The sequence below is a fragment of the Alphaproteobacteria bacterium US3C007 genome (assembly GCA_034423775.1).
Classification (GTDB): domain Bacteria; phylum Pseudomonadota; class Alphaproteobacteria; order Rhodobacterales; family Rhodobacteraceae; genus Thalassovivens; species Thalassovivens spotae.
In genome coordinates this window covers 1,887,597-1,911,282 of record CP139918.1, presented here as the reverse complement: position 1 = coordinate 1,911,282, position 23,686 = coordinate 1,887,597, and the positions used below count along the sequence as shown (strand labels likewise).

The 23,686-nt window shown below is 43.9% G+C and carries 24 protein-coding genes; 18 read left to right on the top strand and 6 right to left on the bottom strand.

Annotation, left to right across the window (positions count from 1 at the left end; all coding sequences use genetic code 11):
• The first annotated feature begins 23 nt into the window (after positions 1-23).
• The 13 genes from UM181_09215 to UM181_09155 all read left to right on the top strand — a co-directional run bounded on the left by UM181_09215 (position 24) and on the right by UM181_09155 (position 13,877).
• Positions 24-485 (top strand): hypothetical protein, encoded by a 462-nt coding sequence (locus tag UM181_09215; protein WQC61517.1) that lies wholly within the window; start codon positions 24-26, stop codon positions 483-485.
• A gap of 900 nt (positions 486-1,385) precedes the next feature.
• Complete coding sequence (locus UM181_09210; protein ID WQC61516.1) at positions 1,386-2,417, top strand: putative 2-aminoethylphosphonate ABC transporter substrate-binding protein; 1,032 nt, start codon at positions 1,386-1,388, stop codon at positions 2,415-2,417.
• Positions 2,418-2,511: 94 nt separating this feature from the next.
• A complete protein-coding gene (locus tag UM181_09205) occupies positions 2,512-3,588 on the top strand; it encodes a putative 2-aminoethylphosphonate ABC transporter ATP-binding protein (protein ID WQC61515.1) in 1,077 nt (358 codons plus the stop codon).
• Between the two features lie 19 nt (positions 3,589-3,607).
• Positions 3,608-5,305 carry a putative 2-aminoethylphosphonate ABC transporter permease subunit gene (locus tag UM181_09200; protein WQC61514.1) on the top strand — a complete coding sequence of 566 codons (1,698 nt, stop codon included), beginning with the start codon at positions 3,608-3,610 and terminating at the stop codon, positions 5,303-5,305.
• The gene (locus tag UM181_09195) at positions 5,302-6,150 is read left to right on the top strand and encodes an HAD-IIA family hydrolase (protein WQC61513.1); all 849 of its coding nucleotides are present in this window, start codon (positions 5,302-5,304) and stop codon (positions 6,148-6,150) included. The genes UM181_09200 and UM181_09195 overlap by 4 nt, the downstream gene beginning before the upstream one ends.
• Positions 6,151-6,237: 87 nt before the next feature.
• On the top strand, positions 6,238-7,026 hold the full coding sequence (locus tag UM181_09190) for a DeoR/GlpR family DNA-binding transcription regulator (protein WQC61512.1): 789 nt from the start codon (positions 6,238-6,240) through the stop codon (positions 7,024-7,026).
• 303 nt (positions 7,027-7,329) lie between these two features.
• Positions 7,330-8,115 carry a DeoR/GlpR family DNA-binding transcription regulator gene (locus UM181_09185; protein ID WQC61511.1) on the top strand — a complete coding sequence of 262 codons (786 nt, stop codon included), beginning with the start codon at positions 7,330-7,332 and terminating at the stop codon, positions 8,113-8,115.
• A complete protein-coding gene (locus UM181_09180) occupies positions 8,112-9,176 on the top strand; it encodes an ABC transporter ATP-binding protein (GenBank protein WQC61510.1) in 1,065 nt (354 codons plus the stop codon). The genes UM181_09185 and UM181_09180 overlap by 4 nt, the downstream gene beginning before the upstream one ends.
• Before the next feature lie 49 nt (positions 9,177-9,225).
• On the top strand, positions 9,226-10,512 hold the full coding sequence (locus UM181_09175) for an ABC transporter substrate-binding protein (GenBank protein WQC61509.1): 1,287 nt from the start codon (positions 9,226-9,228) through the stop codon (positions 10,510-10,512).
• Positions 10,513-10,590: 78 nt separating this feature from the next.
• A complete protein-coding gene (locus UM181_09170) occupies positions 10,591-11,466 on the top strand; it encodes a sugar ABC transporter permease (protein WQC61508.1) in 876 nt (291 codons plus the stop codon).
• Positions 11,463-12,275, top strand: coding sequence for a carbohydrate ABC transporter permease (locus tag UM181_09165; GenBank protein WQC61507.1), 813 nt, complete (start codon positions 11,463-11,465; stop codon positions 12,273-12,275). The genes UM181_09170 and UM181_09165 overlap by 4 nt, the downstream gene beginning before the upstream one ends.
• A gap of 16 nt (positions 12,276-12,291) precedes the next feature.
• Positions 12,292-13,071, top strand: a complete 780-nt coding sequence (locus UM181_09160) for a metallophosphoesterase (GenBank protein ID WQC61506.1) — start codon at positions 12,292-12,294, stop codon at positions 13,069-13,071.
• Positions 13,068-13,877 (top strand): inositol monophosphatase family protein, encoded by an 810-nt coding sequence (locus tag UM181_09155; protein WQC61505.1) that lies wholly within the window; start codon positions 13,068-13,070, stop codon positions 13,875-13,877. Before UM181_09160 ends, UM181_09155 begins: the two co-directional genes overlap by 4 nt.
• Positions 13,878-14,014: 137 nt before the next feature.
• Here the strand turns inward: UM181_09155 and UM181_09150 are convergent, their stop codons facing one another.
• The 3 genes from UM181_09150 to UM181_09140 all read right to left on the bottom strand — a co-directional run bounded on the left by UM181_09150 (position 14,015) and on the right by UM181_09140 (position 15,630).
• Positions 14,015-14,377 (bottom strand): hypothetical protein, encoded by a 363-nt coding sequence (locus UM181_09150; GenBank protein WQC61504.1) that lies wholly within the window; start codon positions 14,375-14,377, stop codon positions 14,015-14,017.
• A 12-nt stretch (positions 14,378-14,389) separates the two neighbouring features.
• Positions 14,390-14,716 carry a DUF6626 family protein gene (locus tag UM181_09145; protein ID WQC61503.1) on the bottom strand — a complete coding sequence of 109 codons (327 nt, stop codon included), beginning with the start codon at positions 14,714-14,716 and terminating at the stop codon, positions 14,390-14,392.
• 149 nt (positions 14,717-14,865) lie between these two features.
• The gene (locus UM181_09140; GenBank protein WQC61502.1) at positions 14,866-15,630 is read right to left on the bottom strand and encodes a hypothetical protein; all 765 of its coding nucleotides are present in this window, start codon (positions 15,628-15,630) and stop codon (positions 14,866-14,868) included.
• Between the two features lie 133 nt (positions 15,631-15,763).
• Between UM181_09140 and UM181_09135 the strand changes: the two genes are divergently transcribed.
• The 5 genes from UM181_09135 to UM181_09115 all read left to right on the top strand — a co-directional run bounded on the left by UM181_09135 (position 15,764) and on the right by UM181_09115 (position 20,247).
• The gene (locus UM181_09135) at positions 15,764-16,594 is read left to right on the top strand and encodes a hypothetical protein (GenBank protein ID WQC61501.1); all 831 of its coding nucleotides are present in this window, start codon (positions 15,764-15,766) and stop codon (positions 16,592-16,594) included.
• Between the two features lie 63 nt (positions 16,595-16,657).
• Entirely contained in the window at positions 16,658-17,329 is a 672-nt protein-coding gene (locus UM181_09130; protein WQC61500.1) for an AAA family ATPase, read from the top strand.
• A 145-nt stretch (positions 17,330-17,474) separates the two neighbouring features.
• Positions 17,475-17,783 (top strand): DUF3768 domain-containing protein, encoded by a 309-nt coding sequence (locus UM181_09125; GenBank protein ID WQC64725.1) that lies wholly within the window; start codon positions 17,475-17,477, stop codon positions 17,781-17,783.
• A 757-nt stretch (positions 17,784-18,540) separates the two neighbouring features.
• Positions 18,541-19,422: a DMT family transporter gene (locus UM181_09120; protein ID WQC61499.1), complete on the top strand. Its 882-nt coding sequence runs from the start codon at positions 18,541-18,543 to the stop codon at positions 19,420-19,422.
• Between the two features lie 258 nt (positions 19,423-19,680).
• Entirely contained in the window at positions 19,681-20,247 is a 567-nt protein-coding gene (locus UM181_09115; protein WQC61498.1) for a tyrosine-type recombinase/integrase, read from the top strand.
• 245 nt (positions 20,248-20,492) lie between these two features.
• Here the strand turns inward: UM181_09115 and UM181_09110 are convergent, their stop codons facing one another.
• The 3 genes from UM181_09110 to UM181_09100 all read right to left on the bottom strand — a co-directional run bounded on the left by UM181_09110 (position 20,493) and on the right by UM181_09100 (position 23,626).
• Positions 20,493-21,902: a TRAP transporter large permease gene (locus UM181_09110; GenBank protein ID WQC61497.1), complete on the bottom strand. Its 1,410-nt coding sequence runs from the start codon at positions 21,900-21,902 to the stop codon at positions 20,493-20,495.
• The gene (locus UM181_09105) at positions 21,902-22,567 is read right to left on the bottom strand and encodes a TRAP transporter small permease (protein ID WQC61496.1); all 666 of its coding nucleotides are present in this window, start codon (positions 22,565-22,567) and stop codon (positions 21,902-21,904) included. Before UM181_09105 ends, UM181_09110 begins: the two co-directional genes overlap by 1 nt.
• Positions 22,568-22,633: 66 nt before the next feature.
• A complete protein-coding gene (locus UM181_09100; GenBank protein ID WQC61495.1) occupies positions 22,634-23,626 on the bottom strand; it encodes a DctP family TRAP transporter solute-binding subunit in 993 nt (330 codons plus the stop codon).
• Between the last annotated feature and the right edge of the window lie 60 nt (positions 23,627-23,686).

Genomic DNA, 23,686 nt, shown 5'->3' with positions numbered 1-23,686 from the left:
TTGTTCAAATAGGGAGTTGGAACATGAAAAATTTAGCTACTGCGGCACTATTAACATGCTTTCCTGCGTTGGTATTTGCAGGTGGACATGGAAGCTTAGGCGGACATGGAACTGGAGTTACAATTGATACTCATGTCATGGAGGGAAAGACTGGCGGTCTAGTTATGCAGACTACACAGGATGTATGGATCTGGGACAATCCACCAGAAGGGTTTCCAGCAGCATCGACCGCTACATGCAACCAATACATCGCATTTGGAGCCACACCGCAGCCTATTGGCGGAACGTTTGTATGCAGATCAGTAGATCCAGACGGTGATGTAACGCTCAATACTGGGGCGTTTCAACCAGACGGTTCGGCTATGATAACAAGTATAGCAGCAACTGGAAAATGGGCCGCATATGTTGGAGCGAGCTGGATTGGAAAAACAACTATCCAAGCGGGTGAAAACGGCACAGTATACACGTTCACACCCACAAATTAGAAGAAAAAGAGCGAGCAGGACGCAACTTGCTCGTTTCAATTTCATTATTAAGGATCAAAACATCTACAAGTATACCAAACTGCGTTTTTGATTAGGCAAAATGTTAGGACCAACGACTCTGTTCATTCATTAGGGTCCAGACACAGTGTTTAAGCCTGCAATCACGCCCCACAAACACGCAAAAAAGTGTGTGTTTGGTGTGCTTTTGAAAAACACACGCTTAACGTTTATCAGTAAAAGCTAAATCATTGATATCGTTTTGAAATATGGTGCCCGGGGGCGGATTTGAACCACCGACACGAGGATTTTCAGCAGCGATGGCGTTAGATTAACACTCAATTACAATATGTTATATAATAATTTATGAGGTGTGTGCAAAGGTGTGTTTTTACTATTTCGTTTGATGTGTAGGAAGCACTGTGTCTTGACCAAATGGCAAAACGCAACTTCATGCTCGGCTACTTACCGTTCATTCATATAGTTAACGGGCTATCATTTAGCAACTAATACAAGCGCACTCGCCCCAAGAATCAATGAGCCTATTTCGTTAAAGTTACGAAGGTTAAGCTTCTCAAAAAAATACACGATTATACCGAGAGGTTTTCACTTACTTATAGTGCTCAAAATCCAAACCTTCGGAGCATGGAGACCTCTGCTTTTCTTCTTACACGATGACATGCCCATGTGCCTAAAAACATTTCACTTTTCCCAGTACAAAAGTATTAATGTTAGTTAATTTACATAATTTGTAATATTTATTACATTTATGGTAAATTTTTTATATATTTTTAAGAAATATGATGATAAAACATCTGTACATGTCAACTTTTTCTCAAGTGGGAATTGGGGCAGACTGATATTTTTTCGTTCAGTGTCGAAAACAAAAAGTGGGAGTGAAAAATGAAATTATTAAAAAATATAAGAAAAATTAGCACGTTAACAGCTGCGGCAACTTCAGTCATGATGTCGGCGGCAACTGCTACGGAACTTACGGTGTATACTTCAGTTGAAGCAGATAGTTTCAAAAAATATGTTTCTGCATTTAATGAGTTGCATCCAGACATCAAATTAAATTGGATTCGTGACTCCGCCGGAATACAGACTGCCAGATTACTTGCAGAGAAAGAAAACCCTCAAGCAGATTTTGTCTGGGGTCTTGCCGCCACTAGTTTGATGTTACTTAAGGCTGAAGGAATGACTCACCCATATGCCCCTGCAGGGGTAGAAAAGCTTGATTCTAAATTCGTTGATAAAGCAAATCCACCACATTGGATTGGCATGGACGCTTGGATAGCAGCGATGTGTGTCAATACAGTGGAACTGGAGAAAAATAATCTTCCAATGCCTGCATCTTGGGTAGATTTAACAAAACCAATATATTCGGGCCATGTTGTTATGCCAAACCCCAATTCTTCCGGCACTGGCTTTCTCGATGTAACAAGCTGGTTGCAGATGTTTGGCGAAGAAGGCGGTTGGGCGTACATGGATAGTCTCCATGAAAATGTAAACTGGTATACTCACTCCGGATCTAAACCCTGTCGTCAAGCTGCTGCGGGGGAAGTTACAATTGGCGTATCCTTTATGTCGCGCGGCGCAAAATTGAAGAATAAAGGGGCGCCGATTGAAATTATTCTTCCTAGCGAAGGCGTGGGTTGGGATATGGAAACCGCAATGATCATGAAAGGCACAAAGCATTTAGATGAAGCTAAACTGTTGATGGATTTTGTCGCGTCTCGCCAAGCCAGTGAAATGTATAACAATGCGTACGCAGTTGTAGCTTATCCTGGTGTAGCAAAGCCGGTTAAAAATATGCCGACCGGGTTTCTCGATGCAATGATTGATAATGATTTCGAATACGCCGCAAGCAATCGGGTAACAATCTTGAAGGAATGGCAGTCTCGTTACGACACAAAATCTGAGCCGAAAAAATAATTCAGGCCACGAACATACGTCCCGCTCTCCGATCCAGCTATTACCTGCTTGATCGGAGGGCTCACTTATTTCCAAATATTGAAAATGAAAAACAATGAGTAATAAAATAGATCAGACGTATTTAAAGGTTCGAGGCCTTACCAAAAATTTTGGTAAATTTACCGCCTTAAAAGATATTTCTTTAGATATTATTGAGAATGAATTTGTTTGTTTTTTGGGTCCATCCGGATGTGGCAAAACAACATTACTCAGAGCCATTGCTGGCCTCGACATACAGACTTACGGGACTATTAGCCAAGGCGGAAAAGACATTTCATCTTTACCACCCTCAGAACGTGACTTTGGCATCGTTTTTCAATCGTATGCGCTTTTTCCCAATCTCACCATAGCGAAAAATGTATCAGTCGGACTTGAGAACTTGGGCGCAAAGTCCTTGCATATAAAAAACCGCGTAGATGAGTTGCTAGGTTTGGTTGGCTTGATAGACCAAAGTGATAAATTTCCGTCTCAATTATCGGGAGGGCAACAACAGCGCGTGGCATTAGCTCGCGCCATGGCGACTTCCCCTGGTTTGTTACTGCTTGATGAACCGCTAAGTGCATTAGACGCTAAAGTCCGAAGCCACTTAAGACATGAAATAAAAGAATTGCAACGCAAGCTCGCCGTTACAACTATCATGGTAACCCATGACCAAGAAGAAGCTTTAACCATGGCAGATCGAATTGTCGTCATGGATAACGGTGTCATCGAACAAGTTGGCACGCCGGAAGAAATTTACAGCTCTCCTAAGACCAAATTTGTCGCTGACTTTGTTGGTACGACTAATTTTTTACCTTCAATCATCACTTCAAAAGACCGCGTAAAAGTTGGCGATGTCGTCTTGGCATGTCGGACTGAAGGCTTGCCAATTGGATCATCAGCTATGGCGTCTATACGACCTGAGGATGTTAACGCTAGAAACGTTAGCGATGGTGATCAAAATGTGCTTCAAGTCGAAGTTTTGAGCCTTGAATTTCTAGGTTCTTTTTACCGAGTAAAACTAGGACTTTTTGATCTAAAAACTGATATTCTCTTAGCTGATTTTTCAAAAAGCATCATACGACTTCTCGACTTAGAAGTGGGCTCAAAACTTAAAGTAAGTTTACCACAACAATTTATCAAAATTTACTGAGAATATAAGAAGAACTATAATGACCCTTAACATTGAAAACACCTCAGTTGTAAAACAGAAGAGTAGTCGTGATGACAGAACGATGCGGGTCTGCATGTGTCTTATTGGACTATTTTTGGCGGTTGCAATAGTTCTTCCTCTTTATTCCATGCTTTCAAAAAGCCTTGAAAATAAAGCAGGTGATTTTGTTGGGCTTTCAAATTATCAAGATTATTTCTCGACTCCTGCCCTTTTTCAATCAGCATTCAACAGTTTTTTGATTTCGGTGATTGGTACTTTCATAGTTTTAACAATCGCGTTCGCCTACGCTTATGCACTGACAAGGACTAAAATGCCATTTAAATGGTTTTTTAAAATTGTAGCGATTGTTCCCTTATTAACGCCATCGATGTTAAGTGGAATTTCTTTAGTCTATTGGTTTGGGAACCAAGGTGTTGCGAAAAGCTTCCTAATGGGTGAACCTATTTTCGGCCCCATAGGGATCGTACTTGGATCTGTTTATTGGGTATTTCCCCATGCTTTAATGATCATAATAACGGCGCTCTCAATTACAGACGCAAGATTGTATGAGGCTGCTACAGCACTTCGAACATCAAAGTTAAAAACCTTTTTTATGGTTACAATTCCTAGCTGTAAATTTGGACTTATCAGCGCTGGCTTTGTCGTTTTTACTCTCATTTTTACTGACTTTGGCGTACCCAAGGTTATTGGCGGAAGCTATAATGTTTTAGCAACAGATATTTATAAGCAAGTAATTGGACAGCAAAACTTTCAAATGGGTGCCGTAGTAGCAGTTGTTCTACTAACTCCTGCGATTATTGCCTTCTCTGTAGATAGGTTCGTGCAGCGAAAACAGGTAGCTCTGCTATCTTCAAGTGCGGTTCCTTTTGCACCGAAAAACAACAATGCCCTAGATTATACCATGTTGGTGTTTTGTTCATTTGTTGCATTTTTGATTATCTGCATGATTGGTATGGCACAATACGCATCTCTTATAACTTTTTGGCCTTATAACCTCTCATTTACCCTCGAAAATTTTAATTTCGATCTGGTTGAGGGAGGAGGCTGGGGCTCATACTTTAATTCAATAAAACTATCAGTATACACCGCTCTTATTGGCTCCATCGTAATATTTTTTGGCGCATATCTAGTTGAAAAAGGGCGAGGTTTTCAGTTTGGACGCAATACTTTTCATGCCATCGCGATGGTCCCTCTCGCTGTGCCAGGAATGGCGTTAGGTTTAGCCTATATCTTCTTTTTCAATAACCCAAATAATCCTTTGAATTTTGTTTATGGAACGATGGGAATTTTAGTTATTTCAACAATCACTCATTTCTACACGGTATCTCACCTAACCGCGACAACTGCGCTAAAGCAAATGGATCCAGAGTTTGAGTCAGTTTCGGCATCTCTCAAAACACCCTTCTTTCGATCATTTCAAAAGATAACACTACCTATTTGCATACCAGCAATTTTAGATATTTCCGTTTACTTATTCTTAAATGCTATGACAACTGTTTCCGCGGTAATTTTTTTATATTCGGCTAATACAAGATTGGCATCTATTGCCGTTCTCAACATGGATGATCAAGGCGAATTAGCAATGGCGGCGGCCATGGCAATGATGATCGCATACACGTGTGGAGCCGTAAGGCTTCTGTATGCCATTGGCTCAAAAAGTTTAATTATTCGAACCCAAAAATGGCGTGATAAATGAAAAATAGTTATGCCAATAAACCATCACTAAAATTTTCACAGATGACTGACAGTGTCAGCAGGCTTTACGACGCATATTTACTGGATCTAGATGGAACAGTCTTGCTAGGTGACAGTCTAATTTTAGGTGCTGCAAAAGCTATAAAATTTCTAAAGAGCCAAAATAAACGTGTTGTCTTTATCAGCAACAATTCGACATCGACAGCTGCAAGCTATGCACAAAAATTAACTTCATTAGGGGTGCCTACTGAAAATGATGATGTCATTAATTCTTCTATGGTCCTTATAAATTTTTTAAATGAGAATATTCCAAACGGACGTTTACTCGTTATTGGAGAAACTGCTTTGTGCAATGACTTAATACATAACGGATATGATATTACTAATAGCGACAGCAACGTAGATGCTGTGATCGTAAGCTTTGATCGAAGCTTTAATTATCAAAAACTTCAACACGCTTTTGATGCTATTCAAAATGGTGCAAGATTTTTTGCTACTAACGGAGATAAATATCGGCCTCTTAAGAACGGCGGCCAACCCGATGCAGGCGCAATCGTGGCTGCAATAGAAGCATGTACAGGTAAACTTTGTGAAGTGAATGTCGGAAAGCCATCTCGTCACACAATTGACTATCTAATGTCCAAATGTCTTGATGCTGAAGCGGAATGTATTGTAGTCGGCGATCGTCCGGAAACAGATATTCAAATGGGTATTAACTCCTCAATTGATACAGCATTAGTGCTTTCCGGAGTAACTAAGGAAAAAAACATTAAAGATATAGAAATTGAGCCTACTTATATAATAGAAAGCGTAGAGAGTTTAGTTCCAGGAGACGCTACAAAGTGAGTTGTAAATGTTGTTCGACTAAACCTTAGTAGAAAACCTTGTCTTGTTTAAATGGCTCGAAGCTTTTGATGAAATGAAATAATCCTCATGCTTAACTTAAAAGATATTAATCTCAATGTAAGACACTACAAGATCATCGATTTTGTTCGTGAGCATGGCTATGCATCCATAGAAACTCTTACTAGGCAATTCGGTGTATCTGCTCAGACTGTGCGACGCGACATTATATACCTGGACAATCAAGCTGTTTTGAAGAGGCATCATGGAGGCGTAGGAACGTTACCAGGAACAAAAAGCCTCTCTTATTCTAGTCGAGAAATTGAAAATGTGGGAGCTAAAAACGTAATTGGCGCTGCCATTGCATCGCAAATCTCTAACGGTGCATCACTCTTTATTGACATAGGCACAACTATGGAGGCAGTGGCCGAAGGCTTATTGAGCCATGAAGGCCTGACTGTGATAACTAATCATATTGGAGTGGCACTAATTTTGAGCCAGAATCCAGATTTCACAATATTGATACCGGGAGGACAGCTCCGCTCAAGAGATAAGGCCATTACAGGGGACTCAGCCCTAGAATTTTTAAACAAAAATAGAGTTGCTTATGGTATTTTTGGCATAGGCTCAATCACTGACGAGGGGCATTTATTAGACTACGATTATCGTGATGCTCAGCTTTCGCGCCACGCTATGGAGGTTTGTAGTATCAAATTTGTAGCGGCCGATCATTCAAAGTTTAATTCTGAAGCAATGATGCCCATTTCACATGTATCGGAAATAAACACGTTTTTTACCGACAAAATGCCTCCCCAATCAATCGTAAATTCTTTAAGGGAAAATGATACGAATTTGTTTGTTGGCTCAGCTAAAATATAATCTTTCTGCTATTCATTTTATGTAATTCTTGCGCTCCCTTTTAAAATTACTGAATTTCACTCGCTACTGGCCTGTGCTTATTGACCTCGCTTGCTAACTCGGGAAAAAACTGAGGCCATCATCATCGGACAAATTCATAGCTAGCTCGTAGCTGCCATGGGTGTGCGAGATGTAAAATTTCACAGAGCTTAAAATTTATTAGAGAGAAAAGTTGACTGATCGTTAGTGACTGTTTATGATTGATTCTTAAGTTTTATGATTTTATATGATCGATTTTTTGCATTGGAACATAGGAAGTTAGAAATGAACATGTCCGATACATTTGAATTAGCTGAGGTCAGACGTGGAAAAGTTGCTGATCTAGTAGCTTCTAGGGGCGCAATGACCTTGCGAGATTTATGTGACCATTTTGGTGTTTCAGAGGCCACAATGCGCCGAGATTTGCAGACGCTAGATAAAGAAGGGCGCGTCGCACGAACCCATGGGGGCGTAATGCGAAAAGCTAGCGTGATTGGTGATCTGCCGAATGATCAGCGTAAAATGGTTGGCGCAGACGAAAAACGCAGAATCGGGTTGGCTGCAATAAATCTACTGGACGGCGATGAGGTTGTTTTCCTAGATGCGGGTACTACTGCGCACGCTATTGCCGTGCAGGCAGCCAAAAAACCAAAGTGTACCTATGTCACTACTTCGCTGGGCATAGCTCAAAAGTTGCAATCAAATGGTGTATCAAATTTTTACCTAATAGGGGGAGCGTATGAACCAATCAACGATTCATTTGCTGGTTCTTTAGCAATCGAAGCGTTAAGGACATTGTCCTTCGACATTGCCTTTATCTGTTGTACAGCTATTGATCTAAAAAGTCGTTCGATCAGTGTTGCAAGTGAAGCATATAGTCAGGTCCAAAAAGAAGTCTTGGCCACTTCACGAACAAAATTTGTCATCGCAGATCACAGAAAATTTAAGCCTAGCGCTTTTATGCGTACAGCAAAATTTTCTCAAATTTCGGGCATCATAACCAATCAAGAAATACATACGGACGATCTTGATGCGCTTCGCCAAACTAAGCTTGATGTCGTGCTGGCATGAGCGCTAAAGGGATTTCGCTTGCAGTTCGCAACCTCCGAAAAAGTTGGGGCGTGACAGATGTTTTAAAGGGAATTGATTTTGATATCCATGCTGGCGGATTTATAACCCTTCTTGGACCGTCAGGATGCGGTAAAAGTACTGCTTTAAAATTGATTTCTGGTCTTGAAGACGTCACTAGCGGTCAAATTCTTCTGGACGGTCAGAACGTTACCAGTAGAGCTGCATCGGATCGAAATATTGGCATGGTATTTCAGAATTATGCGCTCTTTCCGCACATGAATGTTTCTCAAAATATAATTTACGGACTTAAGGTGCGCAAAGTAGCAAAAGCTGCTCAGCAAGCTGCGCTCAAGCGTGTAGTCGACTTAATGGATCTAAGCTCACTTCTGGCCCGCAAGCCCGCGCAACTATCTGGCGGTCAACAACAGAGAGTAGCTTTAGCCCGCGTTCTAGTTTCTGAGCGCCCAATTGTCCTGATGGACGAGCCATTGTCCAACCTCGATGCGAAGTTACGGGTAGAAATCCGCAGTGAAATTCGTTCACTTAACAAAGAGCTGGGTATTACTGTTGTCTATGTGACGCATGATCAAAGCGAAGCCTTATCTATGTCGGACAAAGTTGTCCTCCTAAACGATGGACAGGTCTCTCAGATAGGAACTCCGGAAAACCTTTATGACAGCCCAGCTAATACCTTTGCTGCGAGTTTCATTGGCACACCTCCGATGAATCTATTGGCGGCTGAAGATTTAGAGTATCCAGACTGGGTTTCCGCGACTAGTGGCGCGCGGCAAACGGACCTTATCGTCGGTGTACGCCCCGAATTAATGGAAATAAATACTCCGAACAAAGGCTTCACTGCAGTTTGCTTCGTCAAAAGTGTCGAATACGAAGGGAATATTTTTCTTGTTCAGCTGCGCACTAAATCCGGTGCGCCCTGCATCCTTGCCCATCGCGGGCCTGATGCGCCATCTCCCGGAGATAACATCATTGTAAACTGGGGTAATGAAGAGACGCACTTGTTCTCAAAACGAACAGGTGAACGAATTTCGAGCAAACAATAATAATGGCAAAAATTGCTGACAATTTTCACCAACTGGGAGGACACCCAAAATGAAGACTTTGAAATATCTTACTACCTCTTGCTACGCTGGAGCTATTATAGGACTCTCTGCTGCTAGCACTTACGCCGCAGAACTGGAATTTTACTTTCCAGTCGGGGTAAACGCACCAGCGGTAGAGACGATTCAAGCGCTAACTGATGAATGGGCAGCACAGAATCCGCAACATACCGTTAAAGCAATATATGCAGGAAATTATGTGGAAACGACAACAAAGGCGCTAACAGCGGCGAATGCAGGCAAGCCGCCTCAAGTTGCCGTTTTATTGTCAATTGATCTTTTCACATTAATCGAAGAAGACGTAATTCTTCCAATTTCAGATATAGCTAACACACCCGAAGATCAGAAATGGATTGATGGATTCTACGATGGTTTCATGAAGGACGCCGAATTCGAAGGAAAAACTTATGCTATTCCGTTCCAGCGCTCTACACCCGTATATTACTACAACAAAGATGCATTCCGCGCTGCAGGACTCGATCCAGAATCTCCACCTAAAACCTGGGATGAAATGATCAAAATTGGGAAAGCATTGACAGTCAAAGACGACAATGGAAACGTCACCCAATGGGGTACTAGAATTCCAACTTTGGGTCTTGGTGGCGCTTGGTTGTTTGGTGGTCTGGTAGTGTCAAAAGGTGATGTGCTGACCACGGAAACTGGTATCGAAGCAAGAATAGACACGCCTGCAACTATCGCTTCTTTGGAATTTCTACTTGATCTATCCGAACAAGGAGTCATGGCACCCGGCGGCATTTCATGGGGAGACACGCCAAAGGCCTTCCTCGAAGGACAAACTGCTTCAATGTGGACTTCGACAGGGAACTTAGCTTTCATAGAAAAGAACGCAACTTTTGATTGGGGTGTCGGTTTTCTTCCCGGTGGTGATGGCCCAGGCGCACCTATTGGAGGTGGCAACTTCTATATTTTCTCTGACACGACTGATGAGGAGCGCGAAGCTGCCTTAGATTTTATAAAATTCATGACAGCACCAGAGAATGCAGCAACTTGGAGTATAGCGACAGGTTACGTTGCACCGCGTCCTGATGCTTGGGAAACACCTGAGATGAAAGCTTATTCGGAGCGTTTGCCTCAAGCGTTAGTCGCTTTGGATCAATTGCAATACGCTGAGCGCGAGTTCGCGACTTTTCAAAGGGCGAAGGTGACCCAATATCTTGTTGATGCAATTGAAAGCGTAGTTACAGGAAATTCTGAACCTGCCGCCGCGTTGAAAATTGCACAAGAAGGTGCTGATGCTGTGTTGAGCGATTACCAGTAATCTAAAACTAGCAAAAGCCCCGCGCGCTTCTCCCGTCGCGCGGGGCTTAAAGGCGATCACAAATGAGCGTAGTTAAAAATGAATAAGAAAATACCATTTAATTTAGCGATAATTATGCTCATCCTACCCTGCCTATTATTGATCGCTTTTACACACTACCCTGCGGTACGAGCTCTGATAAACTCTTTTTGGAACAACGCTAGTTCGCGAAGACCATCAAAATTTGTTGGTATTGAAAATTATCAAACCCTATTCGAAGATGATCGCCTTGCTCAGGTAATGTTTAACAGCACCATTTATGCTCTTGGAACAATACCTGTGGCGATTGGTATGGCGATTGGTATGGCACTTTTAGTAAACGCAAGGCTTCCTGGAACTTGGCTAATGCGCTTATCCTTCTTCATGCCAACAATGTTGCCAATGATTGCGGTTGCAAATATCTGGCTGTTTTTTTACGCGCCCGGGATCGGGCTAGCTTCTCAAATATTAAGTTTGTTTGGTCTACCCCCCATAAATTTTTTAGGTAGTACCGAAACATCGTTACTTTCAATGATGTTCGTCGCCGTCTGGAAAGAAGCAGGGTTGTTCATGATTTTCTATCTCGCCGCGCTTCAAGCCGTACCAGAAAACCTTAAAGACGCAGCAAAGTTAGAGGGGGCAAGTAACACGCATGTTTTTTTGACGATAGTTTTTCCTCTTTTACGCCCAACTACTATCTTTGTCGCCGTCAATGCACTCATTAACGCTTTTCGTTTGGTAGACCATGTAATTGTTATGACACACGGAGGGCCTAACAATTCAAGTGCCCTACTTCTTTACTACATTTATGAAGTGACGTTTTCGCAGCGTGACTTTGCGTACGGCGCGACCCTGACTGTTGTGATGGTCTGTCTTTTAGGAGTTCTTGCTGCGGTTCAATACTGGCTGCTGAATCGGAAGGCACATTATCAATGACACATGGATTAAACAGAATTATGTGGTCGACATTGGGCATAGTGCTTGCGGCAATCTGGGGACTTCCTTTTGTATATTCAGTGTGGACTGCTTTCCATGACGAAGTTTATTCCGCTAATTTCGTTTGGAATGCTCCCCTTACTATAAGTAATTTCTTTGAAGCTTGGAAGGCGGCGCCATTTGCTTTGTATTTCATGAACACTTTCCTCATGATCACGATCGTTCTTATCGCAAACCTTATTCTCTGCACACTAGTGGCTTATGCTTTCGTTCGGTACAAATTTAGATGGTCGGGATTCCTATTTGCGTTGATCATGGTTCAACTTTTAATTTCACCCGAAATCCTAATTGTTGAGAACTACCTTACCCTGTCACGATTAGGAATGATCGACACAATCTTAGGTATTGCTTTGCCTTATCTGACTTCTGCTTTTGGTATATTCTTGCTCCGACAAACTTTTATGACAGTACCAATATCTCTGGATGAGGCAGCACAAATTGAAGGGGCTAGTGCATGGCGTATCCTATGGGACATCTATGTGCCGTTGGCAAAACCTGTCTATTTGGCCTATGCACTTGTGTCGGTTAGCTTTCACTGGAACAACTTTTTGTGGCCTCTGATTGTGACTAATTCACCTGAAGTGAGACCTGTCACAGTCGGTTTGAGTGTATTTGCAACTGTCGAAAGCGGCGTGGAATGGTCTCTAGTAAATGCCGCAACCTTAATGACAACTGCGCCATTAATAATTGCTTTTGTACTTTTTCAACGCCAATTTGTCGCCAATTTTATGCGCGCTGGCATCAAATAGCTACTCGGAGGCCTAAATGTTAATTGCGCATATTTCTGATTTTCATATTTTTGCGGATAATCCCGAGTCTATGCTAGTGCGTAAAGATGCTGCCGATGTAGCACGAAAGGTCATTGCAGACATTAAAGACCATATACCGGCTTTGGACGTTGTGATTTTCACAGGCGACTTAGCAGATGGTGGTTCACCGGAAGACTACGATCTCTTAAAAGAAATTTTATCACCACTTTCAATACCAGTCTTTGTAATGCCAGGTAATCACGATAATCGTGAGAACATGTACCGTGCGTTTAAAGCTACCACCCCTTTCGAACCAAGCCCAAATTTGAACTATGAAGCAGTTGTGAATGAACTGAGAATTCTCGCTCTAGATACCCTAGTTGACGGCGCGATCCACGGAGCACTAAATTCAGATCAGCTTGATTGGTTACAAAGAAAACTTCAAGATCAACATTCCGGTCCCACCATAATTGCAATGCATCATCCGCCATTCCCGTCCGGCGTCACTGCTTATGACAAAATAGGTTTAAAAGCAGGAAAAGAGAGACTTGGAAAAATAATTGCGGAGTATAAAACTCAACTAATAATTTTGGCAGGGCACATACATCGCCCATTTCAAGCACTTTGGCATGGTGCTTTTTGCCAGGTAAGTGGTGGTTCTGCTTTTCAACACGGTTTAGACCTTAGAGCACATTCGATAGATCCCGGCGGAGTTTCAGAGCCGTACTCCTATCATATCTTAAGTTTCAAGGGGTCAGAAAAATTTATTAATCATGTAAGGTATGTTAGGCTGTGACCCTCCCACTAATTCCAAAATGTGCAAATATTATTGAGACCATCGCCCGCAAAGCTGGTGATCTTGCTCTCTCACATTTCTTTGAGCTTAGCTCTTTACCCGTCGAAGCCAAAGGCCACCTCGATTTGGTGACAGTTGCAGACAAAGAAGTCGAAGCCTTTATTACGCGTGAACTAATTGCAACCTTTCCAAATGATGGAGTATTTGGAGAGGAAGGTGCATCGCGAAAAAGTCAATCTGGACGAACATGGGTTGTTGATCCGATTGATGGGACATTCAATTTTGTTCGCGGCGGCGATCAATGGGCCGTGTCCATCGGACTATATGAAAATGGATATCCCATATTAGGCGTGCTTCATGTTCCAGTTAAAATGCAAACATTCGTTGGCGGAAAAGGTCTTCCCAGTACTTTTAATGGAAAGCTCATGGATCAGCGTAAAGGAATGAAACCAGAACAGGCAGCCTGTTGTATTGGTTTTCACCCCGCAACATCAATTAATCTACGACTAAACACTCTTCGTTTCGTCTTAGAAAATGCGCAAATGTCGTTTCGAACTTGCGGCTCGGCCACCTTGTCTTTGATTGAGGTCGCACAAGGGCAAGTTGATGGCTATCTGGGAACAGGTGACTCTACCTGGGATCTGATGGCAGCGATTGCGATATTAGAACAGGTTGGAGTCGGATGCACAGTAGATTGGACGAAAACTGATCTTAATGACAAGCTACGTTTTGCCTGCGGAACTCCAGAATTTCTTGAAGCAGTCACTGGGCTAGTTCCATATGGCACTACTTTTTCACTAGATTAAAAAGAAGTAGGTTTAGCGCGGTTATTTAACTATGCATCGCTAGACATAAAGCAACGGATGATAAATTCACTTATTGACGCCTCAAACTGTAGTGTTTCAGCGGAATTCGCGACGTAGTTTTTAACGAATGTTGGTGTCTAACTGGATCTGAGAGGTGCTTGTGCGGCCTTTGGCTTGAGCCTGTCATAATCTGCCTGTGAGATCGCCGCGCTGATTGCACTGGGCATGCCGGTTTTGGTGACTTGCGACTTTGGTGGTTTTGAGGGTTTTGGGATACTAGGCATTGGTGGTTTTGGTTGCCCCACAGTCTTTGCCAGTTTTGACCTCTTCTTTGGTTTGGCATCCTTGGACTTGAGGCGCGTGTCTAAAGCATTCGCGAGGAAGCTTGTGGTGTTTGCAAAAAGTTTGATGTCATCCACAGCTTGCTCAACACTGGTGCTTTTTGCGCCATTCTCAATCACATCAATGAGCTTGCGCATCTCCTCTCTTGCATCATCCATGTTGTTTCCTCCTCATGCACCCATACGCTCTGGTTGCTTCCAGATGGCATGGGACTGCTTGGCGATTGCATGCTCACAGAGGTCTTTCAGGCGATCAAATGTAGCGACCCAAGTTTGGTGATCTGTTTGATCACTCGACCTCAACTTATCTGCATAATGTCCAAGTTTGTGGGAACACACACTTAGCGCTTCCACACTGGGTTCTAGTCGGTGAAAACGCAGTGTTCTGATGTAACCCTCACTTCTTCCCAGCCAGCTTGTGCAAAACTCTGGTGTGTTTTGAATTGCACCAGAACCTCTCAACTCATCGCGTATATGTTCCAATAATCTTATGCTCATAATTAACTCCCTAAATAACTTACACAGTTATTTATCTCATTGCGCTGTGTACAACTGGAGACCCTGGGCACACCAAAACCGGCAAAGACTCGGGAGACACAATGTTGGCCCATACTGGGTCACCCGACTGTGTTTGCCCCATAGTGGAATTATCTCTTATCTCTCAGGGGAAACTGCCCCTTGCCCACATTCTCTATATACTGCTCTGCAATGCGCAGGTGACGCTGCACGGACAACTGCTTGCGCCGATAAATCTTCTTTTCAATTTTGTATGTTGAGAGGTTGAGACTACGTCTGGATTGAAGAGTTTCACCATCCACAATGTGATTGATGCGAAGACCCACTAGATCGGCCAACTCTGCATCTTTGAAGTTTGGATGCCTCTGCTTTGCATCCCAAACGAGAAGATGTTCATGTAGTGCAGAGAGGATAGGCTTCGTTGCCACTGGATACTTCGCCCGGCTGGGCAACTTCTGGCGCGCCGCCTTTTTTATTTGAGGTTTCACTAAGCGTTTGAACTGACGTGTTGTAATAGCAAGCGATGTTTCCAAAGGAACCTTTATGATGAGCGTGTAATCATCTGCAAGCTCCCCTGCCTCAGCAGCTTTAACCTGTCTTATGGGTGGCTCAGCAAAGATCCAGTTATGCGCGCGCCACCAATCCCAGAATTCGCCTTCGTGCACATTGCCAAGGTCTGCATAGACCTTGGCATAGCGCCCTCGCCCACCCTGCGCACAGGTACGTTTGTACCCCTCATGGCGCCTTAGATACTCCCACCAGTAGTAATAGACCGAACAATGCCAAGGCTCTGCCTCTGGAAAAGGCGGCGGTGGCAGCACTCTTTTGCTGCGTTTGGGATCTTTTACGGGCCACGCATAGGCAAAGTGCAATGGGCGATCTTTAAACTCTTCCATAAAATCAATCCAAAATGATGCCAATTATAATTTATATTAATGCTTTTTATATCGGCATCAAACTTTGAATTACGTTTGTTTCATCGACACGGCAATCACGCCAGTCGCAGTTTTAAACTTTGGAGAACTAAAAATGACAAACGTAACTCAAAACACAAATATAGCGCCAAGCCTAACGTCCGTTATCGATGAGATGATTGCAAACCGCATCAAATGGCAAAACGGCACCTATGCAGCAAGCAATGCAGAGCTCTATGCAATTCTAGGCAACTGCTTGGAGCTTTTTAACAAAGCCAAAGACGCCAAAACTGGTTTAGCCAAAGCCATTACGGAGCAATTGGAAGAGCGCGGTATTGGATATAACAGCTCAACCAGCCTAGCTTTGAAGATCATCCGCCTTGTATTTGTTGGGCCTAATATGGAGCAAACAATTGCAAGCCGCGCATTCTCATATGCACGCGTTCTTAAAGTCGCTTCTGACGCAGGACAAACCGGCGATACGCTTGAGACGTTCATTACTGACAATCACGGTATTGATGAGATCCGTCGCGCCAATAAAGAAGGGCTGAGCGAAGCGGATAAAGCCAAGCAGAACAAAGACTATGCAGAAACCGTATTAAGCGATGCAAATGGTATTATGCAGATCGAGATGAGAGACGAGCTGCAGCCCGCAGATGGTGAACAATTCAGCCTGGCCCTTATTCGCAAAAATACGGATGGAACCGGCACTATTGTGTTTGGTACAGATAAATTGGTTCCAATAAAAACTGTTCTCACATTGGCAGGCAGTCAACTTAAAGAGCAGGCAAGTCAAACAGAGCAAGCGGGCGTTGCAAAGCGCAATGAAGAGCAGCGCAAAGCCAATCTAAAAAGTTTGAGCCAAGAAATGGAGCCGCAGTCGTTTCAACCTGCCTTACATGTCGATGTCACTGAGTTAAATGGCGCAGCTATCCCTGCGGAATAATCAGCCTTGATAAGTGAGCAGTCTTTGCACTGCTCACTATTTCTCTTCGAAAGGAACAATTAAATGAAGTTTGAAGAAAAGCATCGCCCCAAAACTTTGGACGATATTATCTTTGTGGACGCTTATGTCGAACGTATCGTCAAAGAAACTGCCGCCAACAAAAGGCACAAGCATCTTATTCTGCACGGACCACGCGGCGCTGGTAAGAGCGAGACCGCAAACCTGATCATGAAGAGTAGATACACAGAAGAAGACGTGAACATCGCCAAATGCTCAGTGCATGCAAGCGCGTTAGAAGATAAGAGTTTGGATATTCTCACCGGTAATTGGAACTACCAACGCGCCTTTGGCATGTTGAACGGATGTTTGGTCATAGAAGAAGTGGATCAACTAAAGCCCGGCATGCAGCAAACATTGCGCGCAATCGTCGATGAGCATACTTTTGGCATTATCATCTGCACCACAAATAACCTGCACCGGATTGATCAGCCACTCCAAGATCGTTGTCGATGCCTAGAGTTTACCTATCCAACCGTAGATCAATGGCTTCCCCGAGCCAAAGCCATATTAGATACTAACGGTATCTTTTTAACCGAAGTTCAAACCCAGCTATTGCTAAAAGGGTTTGAAGGCAGTGGACGTAAAATGATGGATTGGTTGGAAGATACAATTTTGGATTTTACCTCAGATAAGTCTGAGTTTGATCAGCTTCTTGAAGCCCGCACTGGATCCTAAAGCTTCTTACCAGCTTACTGAAGAGCCGCTCATTTTTTGGGTGGCTCTTTTTTATATTATCCGGTCGTCCAAACTTACCGTTGAGCATATGCTTTTGTAAAAGGAGCTAGGCTTGCAGCCCGACGTTGACAGAACAGTCCAATCTATTGCCCTTTTAAACGATCAAGCCCGCACCACTCTCACCAATTGCAAACTCATCATCACACGAGGCATAGATTTGCTAGGTAACGACGCTGTGGATTACATCTTAGATTTGGTGAAAGGTTTTGATGACTTCTCTGAGCGCAATGACCCATTTGGCGAACATGACTTTGGAGCCATCGAATATGAAGGCAATACTGTCTTTTGGAAGATCGATTACTACGACCTTGATCTGATGAACCACAGCCCTGATCCAAGTGATCCACATGTGACCAGACGTGTGCTCACAATAATGCTTGGAGAAGAATATTAGGTGTAGTTCTAACTTCTTGAATATCTTTATCGTCAATCGCATCTGCTTCGCATCTACGAGTGTTCAGCTATCGCCGAACTCAGATACTTCGTCTTAACTAATTCAGTTCAATTGAGTTCGTTTCCTTTATTCGATATTGCAAAGAGCAGTCAGATCAACGCCTGTAAAGGCATCAATCTAAAACTGCTCAATGCATCTGTTGCACATCGCTTGTCAGCCCGTATCACCAAACCCTTTGGAGGGAAGAGCAGGTTTTGCGATCATCTCTATTACTGGCGTATCACACGCCTACACAGAACCCATACGGTCAGGCAAACCTGTGCAGTGACGGATCCCTTGCGGGGTTGTCTTCCGTCTCACTTTTAGAAGGCGTTCCTTCTCAACCATTACGACTTTGCAAACGTCGTCACCAATTTTGTGATATGCGCGTTTAAGGCATCCTGCCAGCAGCAGGGTAGTGCAAAGAAGACGAACAACGGGCAGTTCGATTTATGCTGACGTTTTCAAAGTACATCACCACAGCGCAATTATAATCGACGCGCCAATCTTGATCTCGTTTACTTTGCCTTATTCAGCCTGTGTTTTTGCCTATATGTTTATTTATCAACTTTAACAAAAAACCTGACTTAAAACTGGTTCGCTTTAGAAAATCCTATTACGCTACTCAGTACACATAAATTGGCACGCTTGACTTTATTCGGTTTAAGGCAGAGTGGTTGTATAACAAAGGCTCATTTGCTTTTGGGTTTGGAGCCAAGTGACATCTAATATTCGTGCGATACTTGTTTGTTTGCTAGCCTATGTTTGTTTCGACCTAATGGCTGTACATGTCCGCTTTCTCTCGGTCCGCTATTCCCCGCAGGAACTCTCAGTTTACAGAAATGTTGTAGGAATTCTTCCTACTATTGCTCTATTGGCCTACAACCGTGAGCTCAGCTTTAATCTCAGAGCATATAAAATAAAACAGTGGAAATTAGCTATTGGGAGGGGCCTTTTTGTAGCTCTAGCACAACTCCTTTTTTACACAGCATTAGCTAATATGGAATTAGCAACAGTATCTGCGTTGGGCCAAACAAATGCAGTATTTATAGTATTAATCGCGATAATTTTTTACCACGAAAAAGTTGGTGTTTGGAGGTGGGGAGCAATTGCAGTCGGTTTCACTGGTGCTCTTTTGATTGTTCGACCCGGCTCTGACGTATTTACTTGGACTGCAGTAATGCCGATTGGAGCAGCATTTTGTTATGCGGCGTCTATGGTCACGTTAAGAAGTTTCGACAAATCAGTTTCAAGTGCCATTTTGTACTTGTACTCAGCTTCAGCTGCGGCTGTTGGAGCCATTTTATTAGCCGCTACATCTGTTGATTTCAGTCCAATTCAATCGTTTAAAGACGGACTGTTAATTTGCAGTATGGCAATATCTGGTGGCTTTGGCGTTATCTTCTTAATGTACGCTTTTCGTAATGCGCCCGCAGCAGTGCTTGCCCCGTTTAGTTATTTCGGCATCATAACTGCTTTTTGCTTTGGCTGGTTCATTTTTGGAGAATTTCCAATCGACACCCTATTCCCTGGAGTTTTCTTAATAATATTTTCTGGCCTGACTATCCTCTGGAGAGAACAGCGTCATAAAAATGAATAGCTGCAAATCGCTATCCATAGGAAATGTTTGAGTACAATAAAAAAATTAAAGTTGTTGTTTGAGCAGCCTTACATTGGCACCTGCCGAGATCGTCAAGTCAAAATAAACACAAAACCTCATAGAACATACATTGTATGAGATTATAGTTGATCCCATTGAAATCATTGAGGATATTTATTGGCAGATTTCGGTCGCCGAACCTAAACCTCAGACTTTATACTCAGAGCTAACAAAACATTATGTTTAAGGAGCTTTGAGATGCGACAGGCACAAACACTAAACGAAGCGCAGTTTCGCAGAGTATTACACTACTGCCGCAGTCGCCGTCATCCAGTTCGTGACACGACAATATTCATGGTTAGCTTTTATGCAGGCCTGCGCGCCAAAGAAATTGCGGCGCTTAAACTAGGAGACGTATTTGTTGAAACAGGTTCTGTGCGAGAACAATTTATTCTGGGCGTGGATCAAAGCAAAGGCAGGCAGCGCAGAACTGTGTATCTCAATCAGCGCTTAAGGAAAGCGCTTGTCACCTATGCCAAAAGTAAATGTTTGCAAGAGTTAAATTGTCCCCTGTTTGAAAGTCAAAAAGGCGGTCACTTTTCAGCAAACACAATGTGCCAGCTATTTTTAGACATCTATAAAGCCTGCGGTTTTAAAGATGCCTCCAGTCATAGTGGACGCCGCACATATATCACCCGATTAGCAAACAAAGGCGTAGGAGTACGGTTGCTCGCCGAACTTGCAGGGCATTCGCATATCAGCACAACGCAGAGATATATTGATGTGAATAGTGATCAGCTTAGTCAGGCAGTTGAATTGCTGTGACAGGCAGGAGCTAACCAGAGCGGACATTCATTCAAAGCGCAGCGAATGGCAGCTGAGAGCCCAAAGTAGCCGTTGCTGCAAAGCGTCGACTGAAGGAATAAGCGGGAGGCTAAATCCTTTCCTCAAAAGTGCAGAACATAGTGATTGGCCTGAGCCGTCAAAAGCTAAATGAGAAGCGTCTTCAGTTCGGCAGAAAACAAGGCAGCACCTCTTCAGGTGCCACCAGTTTGTTTCGGCCAATAATACTACTTCAAAATGATTTCCGGCCCCATGATGAGGTTGGGTAGAAAGGTCGAAATCCAAGGCACGTAGGTTACCAAGATCAAGAAAACAAAAAGAACGCCTAGGAATGGAAGCGCAGCCTTGACGACCGACATCATTGGCATGCCAGCAACGCCTGAAGTGACAAATAAATTTAACCCAACCGGTGGCGTGATCATACCAATTTCCATGTTAACAACCATAATGATGCCGAGGTGAATCGGATCAATGCCCAGTTCTATCGCAATTGGAAAGACCAGTGGCGCGACAATCACAAGTAATCCTGAAGGCTCCATGAACTGCCCACCAATCAGCAGGATGATGTTCACGACGATAAGGAACATAACCGGTCCGAAGCCCGTCGATAACATTGCATTAGCCACATGTTGTGGAACTTGTTCATCCGTCAGAACATGCTTAAGAATGAGCGCGTTTGCGATTACAAATAAGAGCGTAACGGTGAGTTTGCCTGCTTCCAGCAGCGTGTGCTTTGTATCGGGATGGAAGAAAGCTGTCACCAGCGCCCAAGGCTGACGCCATAAAGAAGTGGTCCCTCTTGGATCCTCTACATAGGCAGCGGAAAGATCGCGCGGGCCTTTTTCGGCAAGTGGACCCATATCTTTGTAGATAAAGTTGGCAATGAAGAATGCATAGACCGCAGCAACCGCGGCCGCTTCGGTTGGGGTGAATACCCCGCCATAGATACCACCAAGGATAATCACGATTAAGAAAAGGCCCCAACCGGCTTCGCGTCCCGAGGCAAAAACCTCTCTCCATCCTTGCCATTCGCCTTTGGGTAAGTTTTTCACCTTTGCCATGACATAAATCGCGGTCATAAGCATAAAGCCAGCCAAAAGTCCCGGGATGACGCCAGCGAGAAACATCCGCCCAACCGAAACTTCCACCGAAGCCGCATAGACAACCATCACGATAGAGGGTGGAATAAGAATTCCCAGCGTACCTGCATTGCATATCACACCTGCAGCAAAATCCTTTGAATAGCCAACTTGGATCATACCTCCAATAACGATCGTTCCAATTGCCACGACAGTTGCTGGTGAAGAACCTGACAGGGCTGCAAACAGCATGCAGGCAAAAACGCCGGCAATGGCCAGCCCACCGGGCAAGTGTCCGACACAGGCAATTGAAAACCGGATGATCCGCTGGGCAACACCTCCAGTTGTCATGAACGAAGAGGCTAGAATAAAAAACGGGATCGCAAGCAGCGTATAGTGGCCCTCGAAGGCGCTGAACAGGGTTTGGGCCACTGATGCAAGTGAACTGTCAGAAAAGGCTAGCAGAAACAGCAGGGAGGACATGCCAAGTGCGACCGCGATCGGTACACCGATAACCAGCATGCCGATGACTAAGGTAAAAAGTAGAACAACTTCCATCAGGATTTCTTTCTCAACTGCTCACGAGCATCTTGGATTTCATCTTCAACCTCATGACTGGCCACCAAACGGTCAGCCGCGCCGACCCAGAGAGCCCATGCAGCTTGTAGAAACCGGAAAAGCATCAAAGCCATTGACAATGGCAGAACGAGATATGGCAAAAGGCGTGGGATTTTCTCGTATTCTTCGCCTTCATTGAAGACAGTTTCCATCCATCCTAATATGGCGGGATGCGGGATGTCATTGACCTCGTACCATCCTTTGTCGCGGTACTTTTCTTCAAAACCGAGCGGAAACCAACGCCCCTCCGTGCCCGGCAGATTGGCGAAATTCGCCCAGTAGTCCCAAGCTCCTTTCAGCATTAGGAAGCTGAAGGCAACGCATACAGCCACAGCAACCAACCCCAAGACGCGGCGTGATTTCGAAGTTAGAATATTGACGACGATATCGACACCAAGATGTGAACCCTTTTTGACGGCATAAGAGGCACCGAGGAGTACCAACCAACCGAAGAGAAAGACAGTTAGCTCAAGAGCCCAAAGAATGTTTTTGTTGAACCCGTACCGCGCCACGACGTTGGCGAATGTAATCAATGTCATTACGCCAAGAATGGCTGAGATCAACATCTCCTCAATACGATCGGTAAACGATTTTGAGTGATTCATAATTTAACTTTCCAAGCATGTTAGAAGGCGTCCAAAACGCCTCCGAACAGGTTGAATAAAGAGACTTTAATTAAGGGATTGTGCTGCGTTGATCATGTCCTGACCAACATCATCCGCGAATTGATCCCAGACTGGTTTCATAACATCAACCCATGCCTGACGCTCTTCAGGCGTTAGAGTCCGAACTGTGCTGCCCGCCTCAATTATAGCTTGCCGGTTGGCTTGGTTTACAGCAAAGGATTGAGCATTGCGAAGCTCAGTTACCTCGTTCAAGATCGTTAAAAACTGGTCGCGGACATCGGCTTCCAGGCTATCAAGCCAATCAACACTGGTCACAACCAGATAGTCAATAATACCGTGGTTGGTTTCCGTGATACCGTCCTGTACTTCGAAAAACTTTTTACCATAAATGTTTGACCACGTATTTTCTTGCCCATCAACGACACCTTGCTGTAACCCACCATAGACTTCAGAGAAGGCCATTTTTTGTGGAGCTCCTCCGAGTGCTTCCATTTGGGCAACCAAAACGTCTGACGACATCACACGGAATTTAAGACCATTAGCGTCTGCTGGTGGCATCAACGGTACATTGGCAGACATTTGTTTCATACCGTTATGCCAGAATGTCAAACCTTGAAGACCACGCTTTTGCATACTGTCTAGCAAAGCCTGCCCAGCATCAGAGCCTTGGAATGCATCGACGGCTTCGATGTTCTCGAACATGAAAGGCAAGTCAAAGATACGGAACTGTTTGGTGAACTTCTCAAACTTTGACAGCGAAGGCGCTGCTAGCTGCACATCATTCTGAAGCAATGCTTCAAGAACTTTATTATCGTCATAAAGGGTTGAATTTGGAAAAACCTCCATACAGGCCTTGCCGTTCATCTCATCATTGACGCGCTGCTCTAGCAACTTGGCTGCTATTCCCTTTGGATGTTTGTCAGTGTTGGTAACATGGCTAAATTTAATAACGGTTTCGCCTGTATCGCAGGCGGCAAACGCGGACGTAGCACCTAATGCACACGTAAGAGATAATGCGGTGTTCAACAGAAATTTCATGATATCCTCCTTTGGTTCTTTTTACCGCGTTCCCTGATTTCTTCTGGCGCGGCTTCTGTT